A 22,062-nucleotide genomic window follows, 5' to 3' on the forward strand; every position below is an offset into this window, starting at 1 on the left:
AACCTCAATGGACTGTGACAGCCTTCACCGATGTATCAAGACCCTCCCCCCCCAAATAACCGATCGCGCCATCCATAGAAGCGATTTGTTTACGCATTTCCTCCACACTGTCAACTTCAATAGGCGCTTGACCAGTGCCGGAAAACACATTCCGGTCCCAGATTCGGCGCAATTGATGGGGATAGATTCTCAAAACCTTTTTACAAAAGGCGCGATGAAGCGGGTGATTATCCGGTAGGACGAAAACTTTTATCGGGGTATCATCCGGCCAGGTACGGCGACGCATGGCAAAAATCGCACGCGCCTCGTTGCGGCGCAACGAATCGACCACAACGTCGGGATGCGTAATCGTGACGGGAGCGGACACTGATTCATCACCATAGCAAAGCAAATCGCCGATCAACAAAATCGGCAGCAAAACCAGCCAACTTACCCAACGCAATCCAGGCAACCTTCCCCCTAATGCCTGCGTTCAATCATCCTGACTTTAGAACTGACCGCGGGTCGTCAGAAAACCCTTAGGATCGACCGGAACCGTGCCTTGAATCAACAACTCCCCCAATTCCGCCAATGCTTGCCGGTAGACGGCCCGCTTAAAATAAACAACTTCCCGGACCGGACGCCAATAATCCACCCATCGCCAGGCATCGAACTCCGGCTTGTGACAGCGGTCCAATTGAATGCGATTTTCCTGCCCTCGCAACCGCAGCAAAAACCAGACTTGTTTTTGTCCGATACAAAGAGGAAACGAATGACGCCGGATATATCGTTCCGGAAGCCGATAACGCAACCAGTTCTGGGTTCGGCCGATCACGTCGACATCTTTTCGGATAAGCCCGGTTTCCTCGTATAACTCGCGAAACATGGCAACCTCCGGACTCTCCCTCGACTTGATCCCCCCTTGGGGAAACTGCCAGGAACGCATCCCCACCCGCCGCGCCCAAAAAACCTGGCCGGAATCGTTGCACAAAACGATTCCCACATTTAGGCGATAACCTTCAGAATCAATCATAGCCTAATGCTGCAGGTAAGATTGGATTTGATGATAAAATTTATTGTTCATATATAAATATAACCTACACAACCCACCAAAGCATCGCAAGTGATTCCAAACCAGTCTCTCACCTTGTTCGACCTGGACAATACGCTCCTCGGTGGCGATAGCGACTACCTATGGGGCCAATTTTTGGTGGAACAGGGCATTGTCGATCCCGAAACTTATGCAGCGGCCAACCGCCGCTTTTATCAGCAATACCGGCAAGGCAGCTTGGACATTGCCGAATTTCTCACCTTTTCCCTCAAACCCTTGAGCGAGCATCCTCCGGAACGCCTGTACGCTTGGCGCGAACGGTTCGTCGCTGAAAAAATCGAGCCTCTCGTTCTTCCCGCGGCCCAGATCCTGGTACACTACCATCGAGAACGCGGCGATCGATTAGCGATTATTACCGCAACCAATGCTTTCGTTACCGAGCCGATCGCTGAATTATTCGGCATCCAGCACCTGATAGCCACTCAGCCGGAATTTCGTCAAGGACGCTACACCGGCCGATTCACCGGCACCCCTTGCTTTCAAGCAGGCAAGGTCACGCGCCTGATGGCATGGCTTAGGGAACAAGGTCTGAGTATGAAACAGTCCACTTTCTACAGCGACTCCCACAACGATCTGCCCCTACTGGAGAAAGTCCGCCAGCCGGTGGCCGTCGATCCGGATTCTTCTCTGGAACAAACGGCCAGACACCGCAATTGGCCGATTCTAACCTTGCGTCAAACCGCTGAGCCTGTACGCTTAGATGGTCCCTCTTAGCCGTCCCCGGAGGGAATTGTTTCATGTAGGGGCAAAAGGCCCCCGTGCCTGCCCCCTATAGGGATGGGACAACCCTGCCTGCCCCTATAAGGACTGGGCAACCACAGGGGGTTGCCCCTACTTCTTGCGGACCCAATAATGGTAGATACCGTTGGCCTCGATCTGTTCTAAAATGCCATGACCGGTCTGATCGGCAAAAACGCCAAAATCCAATATAGAAGCGGGGTCGGTGGCGATGACGTGGACGACCTGGCCGCTTCCCATTTCATTCAGGGTTTTCTTAAGGCGTAACAAAGGTAAAGGACAATTCAGTCCACTGGTATCCAGCTCCCGGTCAAACTCCATAGATTGACTTATGCGCAAGTACAATAAAAACAAAATGATAGCAGATTTATTATTATGGACTTCTTGCCAATTTTCCTCAATCCGCATAAAAAACCTTGCCTGATCATCGGTGGCGGTCCGGTCGCTTTGCGCAAAGCTGAACTGCTGTCGCACACCGACGCTATCGTGACCGCCCTCGCACCCGCATTCCACCCTAATTTCGAGCCACTGGTCCGGTCCGGCAAAGTCGTGCTGAGGCGGAAAGCTTTCGATTCCTCCGATTTGAAAGGTTTCGCGCTGGTCATCGCCGCCACCGATGACACCACCCTCAATGCCACCATCGCTCATAGCGCTCGAAAAAGCGGCCTATGGGTCAACGTGGTGGATCAACCCGAGCTGTGCGATTTCATCATGCCGGCCATCGTCGATCGATCGCCACTGATTATCGCCGTATCCAGCGGGGGACGTGCCCCCGTCTTGGCCCGAATGATCCGGGCGCGGCTGGAAAGCCTGATCCCGGCCAATTTCGGACGCTTGGCGGAACTCGCCGGCCGATTCCGTACTCGCGTTAAACCGGTCGTTCCCAATCCCAAGGAACGACGCCGATTCTGGGAACGAGTTCTGCAAGGATCGGTGGGCGAACTGATGCTGGCCGGTCAAACCACCGCCGCGGCGGAAGCGATGGAAGCAGCCCTTAAATCTACGAACAAAGATCACGTCCCGTTAGGTCATGTGGCGCTTGTGGGAGCCGGCCCCGGCGATCCGGATCTATTAACCTTCCGCGCCCTGCGCCTGATGCAAGAAGCCGATACGGTCGTATTCGACCGTTTGGTATCGGCGGAAATTCTGGCATTAGTCCGCCGCGATGCGGAAAAAATCTATGCCGGCAAGGCCCGCTCCGAGCATACCCTGCCCCAAGAGCAAATCAATCATTTATTGGTCCGCCTGGCCAAAGAAGGCAAGCGGGTGGTCCGTCTCAAGGGAGGCGACCCCTTCATTTTCGGACGCGGAGGCGAAGAAATCGAGAGTCTCGCCGCCGAAAAAATCCCCTTCACCGTCGTTCCCGGAATCACCGCCGCCTCGGGTTGCGCGAGCTACGCGGGCATTCCTCTGACCCACCGCGACCATGCCCAATCCTGCCTATTCGTCACCGGCCACCGCCGGGGTGACCAACCTAATCTCGACTGGAACAAGCTGGTGGTGCCGCAACAAACCCTGGTGATCTACATGGGATTGCTGGGTCTGCAAGAAATCTGTCAAGCGCTCATTCGACATGGAATGGCTCCGGACATGCCGGCCGCATTGATTCAATCGGGCACCACCCCCCAGCAAAAAGTCATCATCGCCACCGTTTCCACCCTGGCCGAGCGGGCTCGAGAGAAAAATGCAGCCGCGCCGACCTTAATCATAATCGGCGAAGTGGTGAAATTAAGCGAGAAACTTTCCTGGTTTCAGGGCCAGGAAAAAGGAGAAGAGAAATAACAGCCGGCCCGGAGATGTCCCGGACCGGCCGAGGAAAGGCTAATCAATCGACGGGCGAATTATTTTCCGCACGCTTTTTTCTTATCCCGGATGGACCTGGGTGTTTTTACCTTGCCCTTGATTTCCCCATCCGCTACGCCTTTCAAATACATATATAATGCATCCAGCGCCTGCTCTTCGGTCATGCACACGCTTTCCACCAAACCGATTTCCATAATCTGCGGCGCCATAGGAGTCATAATGGTCCCTTTACGGCCATTTTTGACCACACCGAGAAACTCTTCCTTGCTCAGCTGCTGAATGCTTTTGTCCAGTTCCGGAAAAGGGCGCACGTCGTGACAGGTACCGCAACCGCGACCGGCGGCCCGCTGATAGATCTTCATGCCCATCCACTTCATCTCATCGTTGCTGAACTCCAACGCGGATGCCGTGGAAGCCATGCCCAAGGTAGTGATCGTCATAGCCGCGCCAAAAATCAATTTGCGTAGACGCATAATATCTACTCCTCCTTTTTGGATTAGTTTCAATGGGGTGGTGACAAGGTAACAGCCGCCCCGTGAACCGAGGCTGAACCGGTCGCCATGACCGTTACCCGACCTTTAAACATGAGCTGCGCAGTATAGCAAATCCCTTCCCGGAGAATAATGGGAAATTATCATAGTAGATGCAGTGCGGCAGGTGATGCATGGATATAGGATAAGCATGTTCACAACTCACGGGTCGCTTTGAATTTGACCTGTGGCCAGCGCTCTTCGGCCAACTGGAGATTGACCCGGGTCGGCGCCAGATAGACCAGGAAATCGCCCCCGTCTTCGGCCAAATATTCATAATTCTTGCGCTTGAAGTCCTCCAATACTTTGGGGTCTTCGCATTCGATCCAACGCGCGGTGGCCACATTGATCGGCTCGTAGCTGCATTCCACGTTATATTCGCTCTTGAGCCGAAATGCAGTCACGTCGAACTGGAGCACGCCCACCGCTCCCAAGATCAAATCGTTGTTTTTCAAAGGCCGAAACACCTGTGTCGCGCCTTCCTCGCTGAGTTGGATCAAGCCTTTATGGAGCGCTTTGGCGCGCAAGGGATCTCTCAAGACGACTCGCCGAAACAGTTCCGGCGCAAAATAAGGAATCCCGCCGAATTTCAGCGACTTCCCTTGGGTAAACGTATCGGCCACTTGAATGGTGCCGTGATTGTATAGACCGATAATGTCTCCCGGCCACGCCTCTTCCACGTGCTGGCGGCTGGCGGCCTGAAAGGTAATGGCGTTGGCTGCGGTGATATTTTTTCCCAGCCGCACGTGGTGCAATTTCATTCCTTTGGCGTACTTGCCGGAACAGATCCTCACAAAAGCGATCCGGTCACGGTGTTGAGGGTCCATGTTGGCCTGTACCTTGAATACGAAGCCGCTGAAATCGGGGTCGTCCGCCGCCACCATCCGTTCCTCCGCTTGTCGGGGCCGGGGCGGCGGCGCATAGCGGGCGAAGGCGTCGAGCAATTCCAATACCCCGAAATTGTTGATCGCCGAACCGAAAAAAACCGGCGTCTGTCTGCCCGTCAAATAGGCTTTAGGATCGAAGGGATGACTGGCGCCGCGCACCAATTCCACTTCCTCGCGCAGTTCCTCGGCTTGATCACCGAGGCGTTCCTCCAAGGTCGGATTATCCAACCTTTCGATCATCTCTCCCTTGACCACTCGATCGCGATGGCGAGTATCAAAAAAATGAACCGCATCCTCGTAGAGATGGTAGACGCCCTTGAAACGCTTCCCCATGCCGATGGGCCAAGTCACCGGCGCGCATTGGATCCCCAAAACCGACTCGATTTCGTCCAACAATTCAATGGGGTCCCGCCCTTCCCGGTCGAGCTTGTTGACAAAGGTGATGATGGGCGTATCGCGCAGGCGACAGACCTCCATCAACTTGATGGTGCGTTCCTCCACCCCCTTGGCGCTATCGATCACCATCAAGGCCGAATCCACCGCCGTCAAGGTGCGGTAGGTATCCTCCGAGAAATCGGCGTGGCCGGGGGTATCGAGCAAGTTCAACAAGCAGCCGCCGTGCTCGAACTGCATCACCGAGGTGGTCACCGAAATGCCCCGTTGCTTTTCCATTTCCATCCAATCGGAAGTGGCGTGGCGCGAGGACTTGCGCCCTTTCACCGCCCCCGCCATTTGAATCGCCCCGCCGAAAAGGAGCAATTTTTCCGTCAAAGTGGTTTTACCGGCATCGGGGTGGGAAATGATGGCGAAAGTGCGTCGTTTTTGTATTTCCTGGGAAGAATCAGCCATAAATCGCTTATTTACTCGAAAAATCCAATATTATAACGTGAGTGTTGGACACGCATACCCGGCTTTTATTCCCCTTCTTTCGTGGTACTCTATGAAAAATAGATTCCCGATGAGGGCCTCGATGAGCTGCGAAGGAGACATGCCATGACAGATCATCCCACCTCCAAAAGCAATGGCAACGGAGACGGTTTCGTTCTCACGCGGGAACGCACCGGCCAAAATTATAATCGCTCTCTCCTGCACGGCACCCTCGGACCTGCCGCCATCGACATTCGCAATTTTTACTCGGATACCGACGTACTGACGTACGATCCAGGGTTTACCTCGACCGCCTCGTGCAAATCCGCGATCACCTTTATCGACGGCGATAACGGCATCCTTTTGTACCGCGGTTATCCCATCCAGGAACTGGCCGTCCAGAGCGATTACATGGAGGTGTGTTACTTATTGCTTTACGGAGAATTGCCCTCGCCGGAGGAAAAAGCCGAATTCGAACGGGACATCAAACGCCACACCCTCCTCCACGATCAATTGATGCTGTTTTTCCGCGGTTTTACCCGCAAATCCCATCCCATGGCGATCATGGTCGGCGTCGTCGGCGCCCTTTCCGCTTTCTACCATGACGACATGGACATCACCAATCCGGAGCAGCGGATGTTGGCGGCCTATCGGATCATCGCCAAAATGCCCACCATCGGGGCGTGCGCTTATCGTTACGCCATGGGTTGGCCTTTCGTCTATCCCCAAAACCGTTACAGCTACGCCGAGAATCTCCTCTACCTGACCTTCTCGCTTCCAACCCAGGACTACCAAGCCAATCCGGTCCTGGCCAAAGCCTTGGATCGAATCCTGATTCTCCACGCCGATCACGAACAGAACGCCTCCACCTCCACTGTCCGCTTGGCCGGCTCTTCGGGCGCCAATCCCTTCGCCTGCATCGCCGCGGGCATCGCCTCCTTATGGGGACCCGCCCACGGCGGGGCGAACGAAGCGGTGCTTAAAATGCTGAGGGAAATCGGCGACATAAAGCGGATTCCCGAATTCATCGACCGGGCCAAGGATAAGAACGATCCGTTCCGCTTGATGGGCTTCGGTCACCGGGTTTACAAACACTACGACCCGCGCGCCGAAATCATGCGCCAAACCTGCCACGAAGTTTTGGCGGAACTGGGTCACCGCAACGACCCGCTGCTGGAACTGGCGGTGGAACTCGAACGAATCGCCCTCCAGGACGATTATTTCATCGAGCGCAAGCTCTATCCCAACGTGGACTTCTATACCGGAATCGTACTTCGGGCGATGGGTTTCCCCACCAACATGTTCACGGTCTTGTTCGCCATCGGCCGCACCGTGGGATGGGTCGCCCATTGGAAGGAAATGATCGCCGATCCCAAGATCAAAATCGGCCGACCGCGCCAACTCTATGTGGGCAGTCCTCAACGCCCCTACGTCCCCATGGATCAGCGCCCCCGCCCCGGTCAGCGGACTTGGAGCCGGTTTTGGGGCGGCGGTAACAACACCTGAATTCATCACCATGCCCGCGACGATCCAGGTTCGATGGCTTCAAGGCAGCTTCACGGTCTTCCTGCTGTTGCTGGCCGCCTGCGCGCCACTCCAACGCCCCTCCGAAAATTTAGCCGCCCCCCTATTGCGTCAAGCAGAGACGCTTGCCGCAGCGGGCAAACACCGTGAAGCAGCTCAATACTATTTAAGCGCAGCCGACCGGCAGTCGGGTCAGGAACGCAGCCATTCCCTCTTGCGCGCCGCCGAATTATCGTATCGCGCAGGCGAGCTAAAAGCCCTCGAAAAACGGCTAAGAGACCTGAGGCCGGAGCGGATGGCCGCCCATGATCGCAACGCCCTCGCCTTACTGCGGGCCCGCCTGGCGTTGGATCAAGACGATCCCGCCGGCGCCTTGGATTTCATCGGCGAGATCGACCCCGACCGCTTGACGGAATCGAAGTTAACCAGCTACCGTCTCCTGCGGGCTCGGGCCTTTTCCCTTCAGGGAAGGCTGGCGGACGCTATCCGTGAGCGAGTACGCCTCCTTCCACGGCTCCAATCCCCTCAAACCGTGGAAAGAAACCAGCAGGCGATTTTGGAGGCCTTGCTGCTACTGCCCGAGACCGAGCTGGAGCAGATTCAGGCCAAGCCCCACGGCGACCTGGCCGGCTGGATCGAACTGGCGCAAACCCTGCGGGCCCACCCCTATCATTCCCCGGAGCTCGATCGCGCCTTATCCCGGTGGCGACAGGTCTATCCTTATCATCCCGCCGATCGCGCACGTTTCCTGGAACGCCATCTTGCCGCTCGTCTCCCGAGTTATCGCACCCCCCAAAGCATCGCCCTCTGGTTACCCGGGGAAGGCCCCTTTCAGTCGGCCGCCGATGCGGTTCGAAGCGGCATACTCTCGGCCCGCAGACTCGCTGACAGCCCTTACCCTTCCGCCGCGAATAGCGAGCCGGTCGAATTCATGGAATACGACAGCACGGACACCGACCCGCTCGACTTATACCGGCGGTCGACCGATGAGGGGGCCGAACTGATTATCGGGCCACTCCAAAAAACCGAACTAGAGCAACTGGCTAGCCAGGCACAATTCAACCCGCCGGTACTCGCTCTCAACGCGCTGGACCATCTGACCCGCTCCGGCTTATATCAGTTCGCCCTATCCCCCGAAGAAGGCGTCGCACAGGTAGCCGACAGCGCCTGGCAGCACGATCGCCGACGCGCACTGGTATTGGTACCGACCACGCCGTTCGGAGAGCGGATCGCAACCTTTTTTACCGCTTACTGGGAAAACTTGGGCGGACGCGTACTGGAAATCCAGCCGTACGATCCGGAGGCCAATGATTTTTCTCCCGCCATCCGGGGATTGCTCGACCTGGATGAAAGCGAACGTCGTTTCAAGCGCCTGCGTCAAGTGGTCTGGGAGGTGAAGTTCGAACCGCGCATTCGCCGGGATGCGGATTTCTTATTTCTCCAAGCCAAACCCCGCCAAGGACGATTGATTCGACCGCAGCTCCTTTTCTATCGAGCAGAAACCCTTCCCGTCTATGCAACCCGGGACATCTACAGTGGACATCCCGAACCCCGCTGGGACCGCGACCTGGAAGGGGTTCGCTTCTGCGACATCCCCTGGCTGCTTCAAGGCGAACGGACCGATACCCCTTCCAGAGAGCGCTTCGAAACCGAATGGGGAATCCATTCCGGCGCTTATTTACGCTTGGTCGCCCTGGGCATGGATGCTTATCGGATCCCCTTCCGTTTACTTGCCACCGGCCAGCGCTATGCGGGCGCCACCGGCGTCCTGGAACTGGGCAATGGCGGGCATATTAAACGCCGCCTGACGTGTGCCGAATTCCGCCAAGGCACACCGGTGATTTACGGTTTGGCCCCCGAAAAAACGATCGATGCGATCCCGTAGTACCACCGCCCTCGGACAGGCCGCCGAAAATCATGCCCTGGCTTATTTGGAAAAGCGGGGACTCAAATTGTTGACGCGCAATTATCGTTGGCGCGGTGGAGAGATCGACCTCATTCTGGAAGATCGCGGCACCCTGGTCTTTGCCGAGGTACGCTTCCGCCGAAACAACCGCTTTGGAGGCGCGCTGGCCAGTGTCGACGCTCGCAAACAAAAACGTCTCATCCAATGCGCCCAGCATTATCTCGTCCGTCACCGCGAGGATGCGCCGGTCCGCTTCGATGTCGTGGCGCTAACCGCCACCACGGGAGGATTCGAGTTGGAATGGGTCCGCGACGCTTTCCAGGCCGAAGCTTAGGCTTGACCTTAATCGGCCTGCAAGGCCATTACCACGGCATGGCGGACGGTCAAGAGCCCCACGGCCAGGGGATAGATCAAATAATGGCCGGTCATCAGCAAGCTTGCCAGGACCAAGCCGGCCAACAGGCGCCCGTCGAACCACCATTGCTGCACTAAAGCGGCAAGGAACCGCCGCTCTTCCACGCTCCACCGCTCGCGATGGCCGAGAACGAAATGCCCGGTCAAGGCGTCGAGGAGGACAAAATACACCGGATAAACCTTGAATACCAAGGCCTCCAGGGAAAAGACCGGCGACCACCCGGCCAGCCACAGCCAAAGACTTCCCCATAACAAGAGATCATAGACATGGCGCACCGCCAACTTCTTGCGCCAACCCAAAATCAGCGCCAGGGCCACCGCCACTCCCCCTGCCAATCCGACCCACCAGGAGGCGAACCAGACCGACCATTGAGGCAGCCACAAAAAAACCAGAACCAACCCCACCGAGGTGAAAGCGAATCCCGGAAAAATAAAATTATGTTTTGTGCTCACCGTGCTCTTTTAGAGAAATCCGCATGGATAAGTCGATCGTTTGAAGGTTCTTGGTGATCGCACCCACCGAAATCCGATCCACGCCAGTCTCAGCCACTCGACGCATGTTGGTCAAGTCGATATTGCCGGAAGCCTCCAGAAGCGCGCTTCCCGAAGCGAGCTTTACCGCCGTGCGCATTTCCTCAAGGGAAAAATTATCCAGCAAAATAATATCGGCCCCTGCCGTCAACGCTTCTTCCAATTCCGCTAAGCTCTCCACTTCCACTTCCACCGGGAGCGCCTCCGCAAACGTCCGGGCCTGCCGCACCGCTTGCGTGAGCGAGCCGGAAGCGAGGATGTGATTTTCCTTGAGGAGGATACCATCGTAAAGACCGAAGCGATGGTTTTCGCATCCCCCCACTTTGACCGCATACTTCTGTAGGCGACGCAATCCCGGGATAGTTTTGCGGGTATCCAAAACCACCGTCCCGGTGCCGGCCACCGCCTCGGCGAAACGCCGCGCGCGGGTGGCCGTACCGGAAAGGGTTTGAAGCAAATTGATCGCGGTGCGCTCCCCGGTCAGCAGCGCCCGGGCCGGGCCCAGGACGCGGCAAAGCTCGGTGTCCGCCCCCACCTCGTCGCCTTCCCCCACCCGCCACTCGACGAGACAACTCGGGGCCAGTTCGTAGAATACCGCTTCGAACCAATCCCGACCGCACATAACCATCGGCTCGCGGGTGATCACCGTCGCCTCGGCCCGGACGGATTCGGGAATAATCCGGGCGGTCACATCTCCCGGCCCCACGTCTTCGGCCAAAAAACGGCGGATTTCCTCGCGATCGACATTTTCAGCATTTACCGTCATTGAATCGGCTCCAGATATTCGGCTTTCAATTGCAATCGGCGGCGGCCGCGAAAATCGTTGATGTCCAACTGATAAGCCATTCGCAACGCGCCGCAACCCAGCCACTTGGCGGGGTCGTCCAGGCCAAAAACGATCCCGTCCAAAGGGGGACCTCCCCGGGGCCGCAGGGACATTTTCAGATGCCGCTCTCCCACGACGCGAGCGTTCAACAACTCGAAATCTCCCTCGAACACCGGTTCGGGAAAACCTTGTCCCCACGGCCCGCCCCGGCGCAGTTCGGTGGCCAGCCGAAGGGAGAAATCGGCTACCTGCAAAGGGCCGTCCGTATGAATCACGCTTTCCGGCGCGGATTCGCCCAGTTGCGCTTTCACCCGAGCGGCGAATAGTTCGGCGAAGAGATCGAAATCGCCGCTTTTCAAGGTCAAACCCGCCGCCATGGCGTGACCTCCGTAACGCACGATCAGGCCGGGACGGATAGCGTCGATTTCACTCAAAAAATCGCGAATGTGCAGGCCGGCTATGGAACGGGCCGATCCCTTCAAATAACCGTCTTCCCCTTGGGCGAAGGCGATGACCGGCAACCCCAATCGATCCTTGATGCGGGAAGCCAGAATGCCGATCACTCCCTCGTGCCAAGCCGGATCGAACAAACATACCCCGGAAGACGCCCCGCGGTCCCACTCATCGGATTGCAAATATTCGAGCGCATCACTCTGCATTCGAGCCTCGATTTCCCGCCGTTCCCGGTTGAGCGTATCCAAGCGCCGGGCCAAAGAGCGCGCCTCGTCGAGATCGGCGCTGAGCAGGCACCGGATACCCAAACCCATGTCCTCCAAGCGGCCGGCGGCATTCAGACGCGGCCCCAAGGCAAATCCCAAATCCGCAGCCACCAAGCCTTCCGGATCCCGGCCGGCCACCTCCAATAGCGCCCGAACGCCGGGGCGGGCGCGACCGGCGCGCATCCGCTCCAACCCCTGATGCACCAGAATGCGGTTGACCTCATCCAAGGGCACCACGTCGGCCACCGTCCCCAAGGCGACCAGATCGAGCAATTCCGCCAAATTCGGCTCGGCCATACCCTGGAGTTGGAACCAATCCTGCGCGCGCAATCGGGTTCGCAAAGCGGTCAAAACGTAGAACATCACCCCCACCCCGGCCAAAGCCCGGCTGGGAAAGGAATCATCGGGCAAATTGGGATCGACGATCACATCGGCGTCCGGCAGACGTTCGCCCGGCAGGTGATGATCGGTGATCAGCACGTCCAGACCCGCGGCCTTGGCCGCCGCCACTCCCTCCAGGCTGGCGATCCCGTTATCCACCGTCACCAACACTTGAGGCTTGCGATCCAAGATTTGCTCGACCAGTTGCGGTGTCAACCCGTAACCGAGGCGGAAGCGATCCGGAACGATGAAATCCACCTGCCGTGCGCCCATGGCACGCAGGCCGGTGACCGCCAGGGCGCAGGCGGTGGCCCCGTCGGCGTCGTAATCGGCCACCACGAGTAGGCGTTCCCCGCGCTCCAAGGCCTGCGCCAATCGCGCGCTCATGGCATCGATGCCGGTCAAGGTCCACGGCGGCGGCAAGGCAGCCAGCGTTCGGTCGAGTTCGTCGGGATGACGAATGCCCCGACTCAGATAGACGCGGGTCAGAACGGGATGCAGTCGGGACGGGAGGGAGTGAGGCTGCGCAGGTATCGGACGCTGGCGAATTTTTTTCCTACGCATCCCCTCACAACCGTTCCAAAATCGCGCGCTTGACCGCCTCCAGTTCCGCCGCCACCGTTTGCGGGGTGACCTGGCACTGACGGATCGCGGTATCGGGATCCTTGAGGCCGTTGCCGGTAAGCGTGCAGACGAGCGTACTTCCCTCCGGAATTTTGCCGGTCTTCAGATCGTTGAGCGCCCCGGCGATGGAAACGGCCGAAGCCGGCTCACAGAAAATGCCTTCGTGATCGGCAAGCAATTTTTGCGCCTCGAGGATCTCGGCATCGGAAAAGCAGGCGAACCAGCCCCCCGATTCCCGCTGCGCCGTCCACGCTCCGTCCCAGGACTGGGGATGACCGATGCGGATCGCGGTGGCTACCGTTTCGGGATGATCCACCGGCTCGCCCTTGACGAAAGGCGCCGCCCCTTCGGCCTGATAGCCGCACATCACCGGTCGTTTCGCCGCCACCCCATCGGCGTGGTATTCCCGATAGCCCTTCCAATAGGCGGTGATATTGCCCGCATTGCCCACCGGCAGGCAGTGATAATCGGGCGCTTTCCCCAAGGCATCCACGATCTCGAAGGCGGCGGTTTTCTGGCCCTCGATGCGATAGGGGTTGATGGAATTGACGATGGAGACCGGCGCGTGATCGGCGATTTCCTTGACGATCCGCATGCCCGCATCGAAATTCCCTTGGATCTGGATCACCTCGGCGCCGTGCATCAGCGCCTGGGCGAGCTTGCCCATGGCGATCTTGCCTTCGGGAATCAACACGAAAGCGTGGATTCCGGCGCGCGCCGCGTAAGCCGCCGCCGATGCCGAGGTATTCCCGGTGGAAGCGCAAATCACCGCGCGGCTGCCTTCCTCGCGCACCGCGCGGGTCACCGCCACCGTCATGCCACGATCCTTGAAGGAACCGGTCGGGTTGAGGCCTTCGAATTTGACGTAGATCTCCGCCTCCTTGCCGATCAAACGCGGCAGATTTTCCAACCGGATCAGCGGGGTATCGCCCTCGCACAGACTGATGGGGGAGGTCTCCGGGGCGATGGGCAGGCGGTCGCGGTAACGGTCGATCAGACCAGTGTAACGGTTCATGGTCACTCCAAGGTTTCCAGTCGAATTCGGTAAAGGGGTGCCTTGACGGCGGGCAAGGCTTCGATTTTCGCGGCAGCCGCATCCAAGGCTTTTTCCTTGACTTTGTGGGTGAGGAAAATCAACGGCAGATCCATTTGCCCCTCCTGGGGCTCTTTTTGGATCACCGCTTCGATGCTGATTTCGTGATCGGCCAAAATGCGGGCGATATCGGCCAGGACACCGGGCTGATCGGCCACCTTGAGGCGCAGATAGTAGGCGGTCTCGATCTCGCTGATGGGAAGGACCGGCAGATCGCTCAACGCATCGGGTTGAAACGCCAAATGGGGCACTCGATTACCCGGATCGGCGGTGAATACCCGAACGACATCCACCAGATCGGCCACTACCGCCGACGCGGTCGGTTCGGCTCCGGCACCCGGGCCGTAGTACAAAGTCGGCCCCACCGCGTCGCCCTTGACCACCACCGCGTTCATCACCCCTTCCACATTGGCCAGCAGGCGGCGTGCGGGAATCAAGCAGAGATGGACGCGCAATTCGATGCCATCGGGGGTCTGTCGGGCGATGCCCAGATGCTTGATCTGATAACCCAGCTCCTGGGCATAACGGATATCCTCGGGCGTGATCCGGGTGATACCCTCGGTATAGACCTTGTCGTACTGAAGGGGGATGCCGAAAGCGATGGCGGCGAGAATGGTCAGCTTATGGGCGGCGTCGATTCCTTCCACGTCGAAGGCGGGATTGGCCTCGGCATAGCCCAACGCCTGGGCTTCGGTCAGCACATCGTCGAAAACCCGCCCTTGATCGCGCATGCCGGTGAGAATGAAATTGCCGGTGCCGTTGATGATCCCGGCCACCCACTCGATCCGGTTGCCCGTCAACCCTTCCCGAAGCACCTTGATGATGGGGATCCCCCCCGCCACCGCCGCTTCGAAGGCCACCATCACCCCCTGCTCCGAGGCCCGAGAAAAGATCTCGTTGCCGTGCAAGGCGATCAGGGCCTTGTTGGCGGTGACCACGTGCTTGCCCAGCTCGATGGCGCGCAGCACCAACTCCTTGGCCAAGGAAGTACCGCCGATCAGTTCGGCGACGATGGCGATCTCGGGATCTTCCACCACCTCCCAAGGATCGGTGACCAAATCGATGCCTTCGGTCCCGCAGATACGCGGCTTCTCCGGATCCCGGGTAAAAGCCTTGGCCACCTGAATTTCACGCCCGGCGCGGCGGGTGATCTCACGGGTGTTCCGGGCCAACACGTTCACCGTCCCGCCGCCCACGGTTCCCAGGCCTAAAAGGCCTATTTTGACCGGGTGCAATTGTTTCTCCTCGTGCATACTGAAAATTAATTGGGTTTCAATCCGGCTCGCTCAGACGCTCCCCTCTCGCAGAGGGGGCGGCATTATAGCGTGCCGTCCTTCCGCATCATATGGCGGATTCCACGAATGGCCTGACGCGTGCGGTGCTCGTTCTCGATCAGGCCGAAACGCACAAATCCCTCCCCGTACTGGCCGAAACCGATGCCCGGGGAGACCGCCACCTTGGCTTCCAACAACAATTTCTTGGAAAATTCCAACGAACCCATCGCTCGATAGGGTTCCGGAATGGGCGTCCAAACGAACATGGTCGCCTTGGGTTTTTCCACCTCCCAACCCAATTGCATGAGCCCGTCGCACAACACATCCCTGCGGCGGCGATACATGTCGCGAATTTCGGCGACGCAATCCTGCGGTCCTTCCAAAGCGGTGATCGCGGCGATCTGAATCGGGGTGAACATGCCGTAGTCGAGATAGGACTTAAGCCTTCCCAGCGCCGCCACCAATTCCCGATTGCCGCACATGAAGCCTACCCGCCAACCGGGCATATTGTAGCTTTTGGAGAGAGAATAAAACTCCACCGCCATATCCATCGCCCCCGGCACTTGCAATATCGAGGGCGCCTTGTAGCCGTCGAAAACGATGTCGGCGTAGGCGATATCGTTGACCAACCAAATCCGGTACTCCCGGGCAATCGCCACCACCCGCTCGAAAAATTCCAGCTCCACGCACTGAGTGGTGGGGTTGGCCGGGAAGTTCAGGATCAGCATCTTGGGACGCGGCCACAAATCGCGGATGGCCTGCTCCAATTCCTCGAAGAAATCGCGGCCCGAAGTCAACGGCACATGGCGGATATCCGCTCCCGCGATCACGCATCCGTAGGGATGGATGGGATAGGCCGGATTGGGTACCAACACCACATCCCCGGGGCCGAGGGTGGCAAGCGCCAGATGGGCCAACCCCTCCTTGGAGCCGATGGTGACGATCGCCTGGGACTCGGGGTCCAATTGGACATCGTAACGCTGCGCGTACCAGTCGCAAATCGCCTTGCGCAAACGGGGGATGCCCTTGGACAGGGAATAGCGATGGGTCGTCTCCCGCTGAGCCGCCTCCACCAGCTTGTCGGTGATGTGGCGGGGAGGCGGCTGGTCGGGATTGCCCATCCCGAAATCGATAATGTCCTCTCCCGCCGCCCGCTGCTTGGCCTTGAGCTGATTGACGATATTGAACACATAGGGGGGAAGGCGCTTGATGCGCTGAAATTCTTCCATGGAAATTTCTCAGAACTTCTTTCGCTTGAATAAACGAATATTGTGCTACTTAATAAGTATTAATGCCACTGGCTTCTAGCCGGATCGCTCCGAACTCTCGAGGCGCTTTTCCGCGTCCAGAACGATCTGGGTGGTTTTGAGCACCGCATCGGGATTCAAACTCATGGAATCGATACCGCAAGCGACCAAGAATTCGGCCATTTCAGGATAATCCGAGGGGGCCTGGCCGCACAAACCCGAATGCACGCCGTTGCGGCGGCAACCCTCGACGGCCAAGCGGATCATGTTTTTCACCCCCTCGTCGCGTTCGTCGTAATCGAAGGCCACCAGCGCCGAATCCCGGTCCACTCCCAAGGTCAACTGGGTCAGATCGTTAGAGCCGATGGAAAAACCGTCGAAATACTCGGCAAACCGGTCGATCTGGACCACGTTGTTGGGAATTTCGCACATGCAATAGACCTTGAGATCCCGCTTGCCGCGCTCGAGCCCCAATTCGGCCATTTTCGCCATTACCTTCTCGGCCTCGTCCACCCGCCGCACGAACGGCAACATCAACACCACGTTGGTCAACCCCATCTCCTCGCGCACCCGCTTCATCGCCGCGCACTCCAGGGCGAACCCTTCCGAGTACGCCGAATGGGCATAGCGGGCCGAGCCGCGGAATCCCAGCATGGGGTTGGCCTCGTCGGGTTCGAACCAACGCCCGCCTAGCAAGGATGCGTATTCGTTGGTCTTGAAGTCGGACATCCGGACCACCACCGGCTTGGGATAGAAAGCCGCGGCGATGGTGCCAATCCCTTCGGCAAGGTTGCGGATGAAAAATTCCTTCGGATCGCGATAACCCCGGGTCAATTTCTCGATCGCCGCCCGCTCCTGCGAATCTTCCACTTGCTCGGGGTGCACCAGCGCCATGGGGTGGACTTTGATCGATTCGTTGATGATGAATTCCATGCGCGCCAAGCCGACGCCGTCATTGGGGATGAACGAGGTTTGGAATGCCAAATCCGGGTTGCCGAGGTTGATCATGATCTCCGTCTTGGGGCGCGCCATATCGGACAAGTCCACCTCTTCCACCGTATACGAGACTTCCCCTTCATAGATTCTCCCCACGTCCCCCTCGGCACAGGAGACGGTAACCATTTGACCGTCCTTCAAAACCTCGGTGGCCTCGCCGCCGCCCACCACCGCCGGGATCCCGAGCTCCCGGGCGACGATCGCCGCATGGCAGGTTCTGCCGCCGCGGTTGGTGACGATCGCGGCGGCGGTTTTCATGACCGGCTCCCAATCCGGGGTGGTGATATCCGCCACCAGCACTTCGCCGGGCCGAAATTCGGACAGGCGGCGCACATCGGAAATCACCTGCGCCTTTCCCGCCGCGATTTTATTGCCCACCGCGCGCCCTTCCAACAACACCTTGCCGCTCCCGGTCAGGCGATGCTCCTCCAGGACGGTCGCGCTCTTCTGGGAGGCGACCGTCTCGGGACGCGCCTGGACCAGATACAATTGATCGTCGATCCCGTCCTTGGCCCACTCCATATCCATGGGACGCCCATAGTGGTCTTCCACCTTGATCGCATACTCGGCCAGGAGATGGACATCGTCGTCACTGAGACAGAAAAGCTCCCGCTCGGCGTGAGGGACCGGCACGTTGCGAGTGGTCTGCTGGCCGCCTTCGGCATAAATCATTTTGATCTTTTTCGAGCCGGGCCGGCGTCGCAGCACCGACCGATATCCTTGGCGGAAGGTGGGTTTGAAAACGTAAAATTCGTCCGGATCCACCGCCCCCTGCACCACGTTTTCACCCAACCCGTAACTGCCGGTAATAAACACGGCATCGCGAAAACCGGTTTCCGTATCCAGCGAGAACATGACGCCGCTGGCGGCCAGATCGGAACGCACCATTTTCTGCACCCCCACCGACAAGGCGACCTTGAAGTGATCGAATCCGCGATCGACGCGGTAATGGATGGCGCGGTCGGTGAACAAACTGGCGAAACAGCGCCGAATCGATTCGACCAGCGCCTCTCCACTGCGAATGTTGAGATAGGTTTCCTGCTGGCCGGCGAAACTGGCGGTGGGCAAATCCTCGGCGGTCGCGGACGACCGTACCGCGACGCTCAGATCCTCCCCGTACTCCGCTTCCAATTTTTCATAAGCGGCGAAGATTTCCTCGCGCAGATCGTCCGGAACACCCGCTTCATAGACAATTTGCCGGGCACGGCTGCCGGCTCGCTTCAGATCGCTCATATTATCGGAATCCAGTCCGTCCAGGGCTTGATGCAGCGACTGCCAGGCATCCGCCTTGTCGAGCATGTAGCGGTAACCTTCCGCGGTGATCGCAAACCCATTGGGCACCTTGACCCCCTCGGACATCAACGCCCGGTACATCTCCCCCAGGGAAGCGTTTTTACCTCCCACCGAAGGCACATCGTCGATACCCAGCTCGGAAAAAAAACGGATGAACCGATAATCCTGCGCCATGACGCCCTCCCCGGTGCTCGTTCAAATTATTTCCATTATGCCTGTTTCGGCGCCGGGAAACAGACCCAAAACGCGCTCCCTTTTCATTCTATGAGGCTGTTTACAAAGCTGACCCGAAGTAGGGTCCGGCGGCTTGACCTCCGGGACGCCATGAACCCGTCCCTGGGGGCTCGAATCGCGACCGTCCGGGTCGCGAACGCCCTCCGGTCAAGCCGCCGGACCCCACCCCAATTTGAATCGCTTTGCAAATAGCCTCTATGAAGCGGCTCGACCGCCGCTGGCAATGCTGTCGGGAGGGTTCTTGTTCGGCGGCCTCTGGCACTGGCGGGGCGCGCCGGCGGCGTTTTTGCCCACGGCCGCCCCTACCGCCGTCTCAACAAGTGGGTTGGTGATTCTTACGCGGCGTACCCCGCCTAATCGACGACCCGCATTTCAATCTGTTCCATCAGCTCCGGCAGATCCTCCGGATCAAACAGCTCGGTCCCCGGTTGCCCCACGGTGCCGACACTGCACGCCACCGCCAGCCGCAGGATGTCGTCGAGCGCGTCCTCCCGGGCGAATCCCGCCACCAAGCCTCCCACCATGGAATCGCCGGCGCCCACGCTGGAACGGACCTTCACTTTGGGCGGTATCGCGTGATAGGTGCCTTCCGCCCCGGTCAGCAAAGCTCCCTCCTTGCCCAAGGAAACACATACATAGTCCACGCCGGACCGCTGAATCCGTTGGGCTTCGGTCGCTACCGCCCGGATATCGGTTAATTTGCGTCCGGTGATCAACTCCAGTTCATAGAGATTCGGCTTGATCAAAAAAGGCTTGGCTTCGATCCCTCGCCTGAGAAGCGCCCCATGGGCATCCAAAACCGGTCGCCCGCCCGCGGCGCGGATTGGATGGATGAAAGTCGCATACACGTCTTCCGAAACGCCCGGAGGAACGGATCCGGTCACCACGCCGTAGCCGTTCCCCACCCGGCCAACGAAACGTTGCCGCAAGGAATCCAGAATTGTCTGGGGAAACTGCGGCCCGATTCCGCTGACCTCGTATTGGGAGGCGGTTTCCGACTCGAGGATGGTGGCATTGATACGGGTCTCTCCATCCACCCAGACATAGACCGGATCGTCTACATGCTGGCCCAACAGGCGTTCCAAAAATTGCCCCGTTTCTCCCGCCAGCAAGCAAACATTGCTCGCGGTCACATCGAGGCGTTTGAGCGCTCTGCCCACATTGATCCCATTACCGCCGGGATCGAAGCGGGTGGCGTCCGCATGGGCTTTTTGGTCGCGGATCAAGCGTTCGATTTCGTAGGTGACATCCACCGCCGGATTGAGGGTTAGGGTTGCGATGGGCATAGGCATTCAAGCGTTGACATATCGATTTCTGCCCCGATGTTTGGCCTTGTACAAGGCGTCATCGGCGCGTTTAAGCACATGATCCACCGGTTCGCCCATGCGCCACTGGGTCAAACCGACGCTCACCGTGACCTGGCAACGGGCATTTTCTTCGGAAAGCGGTATCGTGCAGGAAGAGATGGTCCGGCAAAGACGCTCAACAATCGGCTGCGCCGCGGCCTGATCGGTCTGGGGCAACAAAATCAGAAACTCTTCTCCGCCCCAGCGGCCGCAGACATCATATTCACGGAGCATTCCCTTGAGGGTCGAGGCGACCCACACGAGCACCTCGTCCCCGACGACGTGGCCGTATCGGTCATTGATTTGCTTGAAATGATCGATATCCACCAGCGCCACGGTCAATTCTTGCATTAAGCGCTTGGCTTGACTGATTTCGGTATTCAAGCGCTCCATCATGCAGCGGCGGTTGGGCAAGTCGGTCAGCTCGTCGCGCATGGACAAATAATGCAAACGCCGATTCACATCGCGCAACATATACTGATAGCGGTCGCTGATCCGGATGATTTTCTCCAGCTTCCGCAGCTGCCGTTGATAACGCATGGCGTAACTCTTGCCACGCTCCCGCTCGGCATTCTGGTAGCGATCGGCGATCCGAGTGATCTTCTCCAATTGATGCAAATGTTGCCGATAGCGGGAGAATAAATCTGCTAAAGCTTCCCGCAAGGGTTGACCGGCATAGCTCGGATCTTCCAACAATTCCTCGATGACTTGATCGAGGGAAGTTTCGTCCCGGTGAAATTGAATTTCCGCTCGGCTTTCTCCCATCACTCTTCCGCAAGCGTCAAAATATGGAATGGAAAAGTACAATCTTCCTTGAATTCTTCCGCCAACTCGGCCAATCGTTCGTTTTCCTGATCATAGTACCAACTAACCCGGACCGGTTTGTCAGCCCGATGCGCGGCTTCCAGCAAATCCAGGATCTCCATCAACGAACGGATACTGCTGGTATTCAGATAAAGCAGGAACAAATCCACCTGGAGCGTCCTGTCGGTTTCGACCAGAAACCGTTCGACCCAATCGATCACCGGTTGAAAAAATTCGAAAGAATTTTCCGGATAGGAATCCCCCCGCATTACCAACCGTCCAGCCGCCCAATTGGAGATGATCTCGGGCGTGGACCCCGTACTCGGAATGGTGAAATCTTGCATAGCCATTGATTTTAAATTACGACGCGAAGGCTGAAAAAAGCATAATCCTCATCCAGAGATTTCAAAGAGGCTTTCAAGGGCTCCCGGGCCTTCCTCGCCACCGCAATCAAGCCCAATCCCGCACCGGCTGAATGCCGCGGTTGTCGCAACTGGGCCTTGTATGCGGCCTTTAATTCGTATTTATCCATTTTCGCAAGGGATCGGATGCGTTCGGATAAAACCTCACCATCCGTTTTTTTCACGATATTGCCCACGCTGACGATGTATGTACCGCTGTCGGCGCGAGATACCACCACCGTCGCCGTGGCCTGCCGTTCGTCGAAATTTTGGGCCAAGGCATATTTGTGAATGTTTTGGGTGGTTTCAATATATACCGAAAATACATCCATCACCGCGGAGGGAGATTCCGAGAGCCTCCCCATGTAGTTACGTAACGCCCGTCCGGTTTCTTGAATCAACATGGAAGAAAAAGGACCGTTGAAGCATAACACGATATTCTGCTGTACGAACCTTTCCCGGAGGGCCAATATATCCAATTGTTCCATGGTTGCTTATCGAAAGTTTTAAATCAGGCAATTGACGATAACCGGC

21 protein-coding genes are annotated in these 22,062 nt (G+C 57.9%); 5 read left to right on the forward strand and 16 right to left on the reverse strand.

Translation table 11 applies throughout. The features are described from left to right. Positions 1–4: 4 nt before the first annotated feature. Positions 5–451, reverse strand: a complete 447-nt coding sequence (locus tag H035_RS22495) for a type 2 periplasmic-binding domain-containing protein (protein WP_026596524.1) — start codon at positions 449–451, stop codon at positions 5–7. A 36-nt stretch (positions 452–487) separates the two neighbouring features. Then, positions 488–1,012, reverse strand: coding sequence for an RNA pyrophosphohydrolase (locus tag H035_RS0111125; RefSeq protein ID WP_022949051.1), 525 nt, complete (start codon positions 1,010–1,012; stop codon positions 488–490). Between the two features lie 90 nt (positions 1,013–1,102). On the opposite strand from H035_RS0111125, the gene H035_RS0111130 reads away from it, so the two are divergent. Beyond that, entirely contained in the window at positions 1,103–1,804 is a 702-nt protein-coding gene (locus H035_RS0111130) for a histidinol-phosphatase (RefSeq protein ID WP_022949052.1), read from the forward strand. Positions 1,805–1,921: 117 nt separating this feature from the next. On the opposite strand, the gene H035_RS22860 is transcribed toward H035_RS0111130, so the two are convergent. Next, entirely contained in the window at positions 1,922–2,302 is a 381-nt protein-coding gene (locus tag H035_RS22860; protein ID WP_456152366.1) for a sulfurtransferase TusA family protein, read from the reverse strand. On the opposite strand from H035_RS22860, the gene cysG reads away from it, so the two are divergent. Next, positions 2,204–3,610, forward strand: coding sequence for a siroheme synthase CysG (gene cysG, locus H035_RS0111140; protein ID WP_022949054.1), 1,407 nt, complete (start codon positions 2,204–2,206; stop codon positions 3,608–3,610). The genes H035_RS22860 and cysG overlap by 99 nt on opposite strands. Before the next feature lie 59 nt (positions 3,611–3,669). Here cysG and H035_RS19365 read toward each other — a convergent pair whose 3' ends face one another. After that, a complete protein-coding gene (locus H035_RS19365) occupies positions 3,670–4,104 on the reverse strand; it encodes a c-type cytochrome (RefSeq protein ID WP_022949055.1) in 435 nt (144 codons plus the stop codon). 212 nt (positions 4,105–4,316) lie between these two features. Beyond that, the gene (locus H035_RS0111150; RefSeq protein WP_022949056.1) at positions 4,317–5,897 is read right to left on the reverse strand and encodes a peptide chain release factor 3; all 1,581 of its coding nucleotides are present in this window, start codon (positions 5,895–5,897) and stop codon (positions 4,317–4,319) included. 144 nt (positions 5,898–6,041) lie between these two features. On the opposite strand from H035_RS0111150, the gene H035_RS19370 reads away from it, so the two are divergent. From H035_RS19370 to H035_RS0111165, 3 genes are read left to right on the forward strand one after another with little or no spacing between them, the layout of a single operon-like run. Continuing rightward, positions 6,042–7,421, forward strand: coding sequence for a citrate synthase (locus H035_RS19370; protein WP_022949057.1), 1,380 nt, complete (start codon positions 6,042–6,044; stop codon positions 7,419–7,421). Positions 7,422–7,431: 10 nt separating this feature from the next. Then, the gene (locus H035_RS0111160) at positions 7,432–9,324 is read left to right on the forward strand and encodes a penicillin-binding protein activator (protein WP_022949058.1); all 1,893 of its coding nucleotides are present in this window, start codon (positions 7,432–7,434) and stop codon (positions 9,322–9,324) included. After that, complete coding sequence (locus H035_RS0111165) at positions 9,311–9,679, forward strand: YraN family protein (RefSeq protein ID WP_022949059.1); 369 nt, start codon at positions 9,311–9,313, stop codon at positions 9,677–9,679. The genes H035_RS0111160 and H035_RS0111165 overlap by 14 nt, the downstream gene beginning before the upstream one ends. Before the next feature lie 8 nt (positions 9,680–9,687). Here the strand turns inward: H035_RS0111165 and H035_RS20855 are convergent, their stop codons facing one another. The 11 genes from H035_RS20855 to siaB form a co-directional block, all read right to left on the reverse strand. After that, complete coding sequence (locus H035_RS20855; RefSeq protein WP_022949060.1) at positions 9,688–10,212, reverse strand: hypothetical protein; 525 nt, start codon at positions 10,210–10,212, stop codon at positions 9,688–9,690. Further along, on the reverse strand, positions 10,196–11,056 hold the full coding sequence (gene nadC / locus H035_RS0111175; protein WP_022949061.1) for a carboxylating nicotinate-nucleotide diphosphorylase: 861 nt from the start codon (positions 11,054–11,056) through the stop codon (positions 10,196–10,198). Before nadC ends, H035_RS20855 begins: the two co-directional genes overlap by 17 nt. Beyond that, positions 11,053–12,780, reverse strand: coding sequence for a single-stranded-DNA-specific exonuclease RecJ (gene recJ / locus H035_RS0111180; RefSeq protein WP_022949062.1), 1,728 nt, complete (start codon positions 12,778–12,780; stop codon positions 11,053–11,055). The genes nadC and recJ overlap by 4 nt, the downstream gene beginning before the upstream one ends. Before the next feature lie 4 nt (positions 12,781–12,784). After that, complete coding sequence (thrC, locus tag H035_RS0111185; protein ID WP_040574405.1) at positions 12,785–13,855, reverse strand: threonine synthase; 1,071 nt, start codon at positions 13,853–13,855, stop codon at positions 12,785–12,787. Positions 13,856–13,857: 2 nt separating this feature from the next. Continuing rightward, positions 13,858–15,168, reverse strand: a complete 1,311-nt coding sequence (locus H035_RS0111190) for a homoserine dehydrogenase (RefSeq protein WP_026596525.1) — start codon at positions 15,166–15,168, stop codon at positions 13,858–13,860. An 83-nt stretch (positions 15,169–15,251) separates the two neighbouring features. Further along, positions 15,252–16,436 carry an alanine transaminase gene (alaC, locus tag H035_RS0111195; RefSeq protein ID WP_022949065.1) on the reverse strand — a complete coding sequence of 395 codons (1,185 nt, stop codon included), beginning with the start codon at positions 16,434–16,436 and terminating at the stop codon, positions 15,252–15,254. 75 nt (positions 16,437–16,511) lie between these two features. Further along, complete coding sequence (ppsA, locus tag H035_RS0111200; RefSeq protein WP_022949066.1) at positions 16,512–18,917, reverse strand: phosphoenolpyruvate synthase; 2,406 nt, start codon at positions 18,915–18,917, stop codon at positions 16,512–16,514. Between the two features lie 413 nt (positions 18,918–19,330). Next, complete coding sequence (locus H035_RS22215) at positions 19,331–20,269, reverse strand: 1-phosphofructokinase family hexose kinase (protein ID WP_026596526.1); 939 nt, start codon at positions 20,267–20,269, stop codon at positions 19,331–19,333. Then, positions 20,270–21,088 carry a biofilm regulation diguanylate cyclase SiaD gene (gene siaD / locus H035_RS22220; RefSeq protein WP_022949068.1) on the reverse strand — a complete coding sequence of 273 codons (819 nt, stop codon included), beginning with the start codon at positions 21,086–21,088 and terminating at the stop codon, positions 20,270–20,272. Then, the gene (gene siaC, locus H035_RS0111215; RefSeq protein ID WP_022949069.1) at positions 21,088–21,471 is read right to left on the reverse strand and encodes a biofilm regulation phosphoprotein SiaC; all 384 of its coding nucleotides are present in this window, start codon (positions 21,469–21,471) and stop codon (positions 21,088–21,090) included. The genes siaD and siaC overlap by 1 nt, the downstream gene beginning before the upstream one ends. 11 nt (positions 21,472–21,482) lie before the next feature. Beyond that, positions 21,483–22,016, reverse strand: a complete 534-nt coding sequence (gene siaB, locus H035_RS0111220; protein WP_022949070.1) for a biofilm regulation protein kinase SiaB — start codon at positions 22,014–22,016, stop codon at positions 21,483–21,485. Between the last annotated feature and the right edge of the window lie 46 nt (positions 22,017–22,062).

Source organism: Methylohalobius crimeensis 10Ki (genome assembly GCF_000421465.1).
Classification (GTDB): domain Bacteria; phylum Pseudomonadota; class Gammaproteobacteria; order Methylococcales; family Methylothermaceae; genus Methylohalobius; species Methylohalobius crimeensis.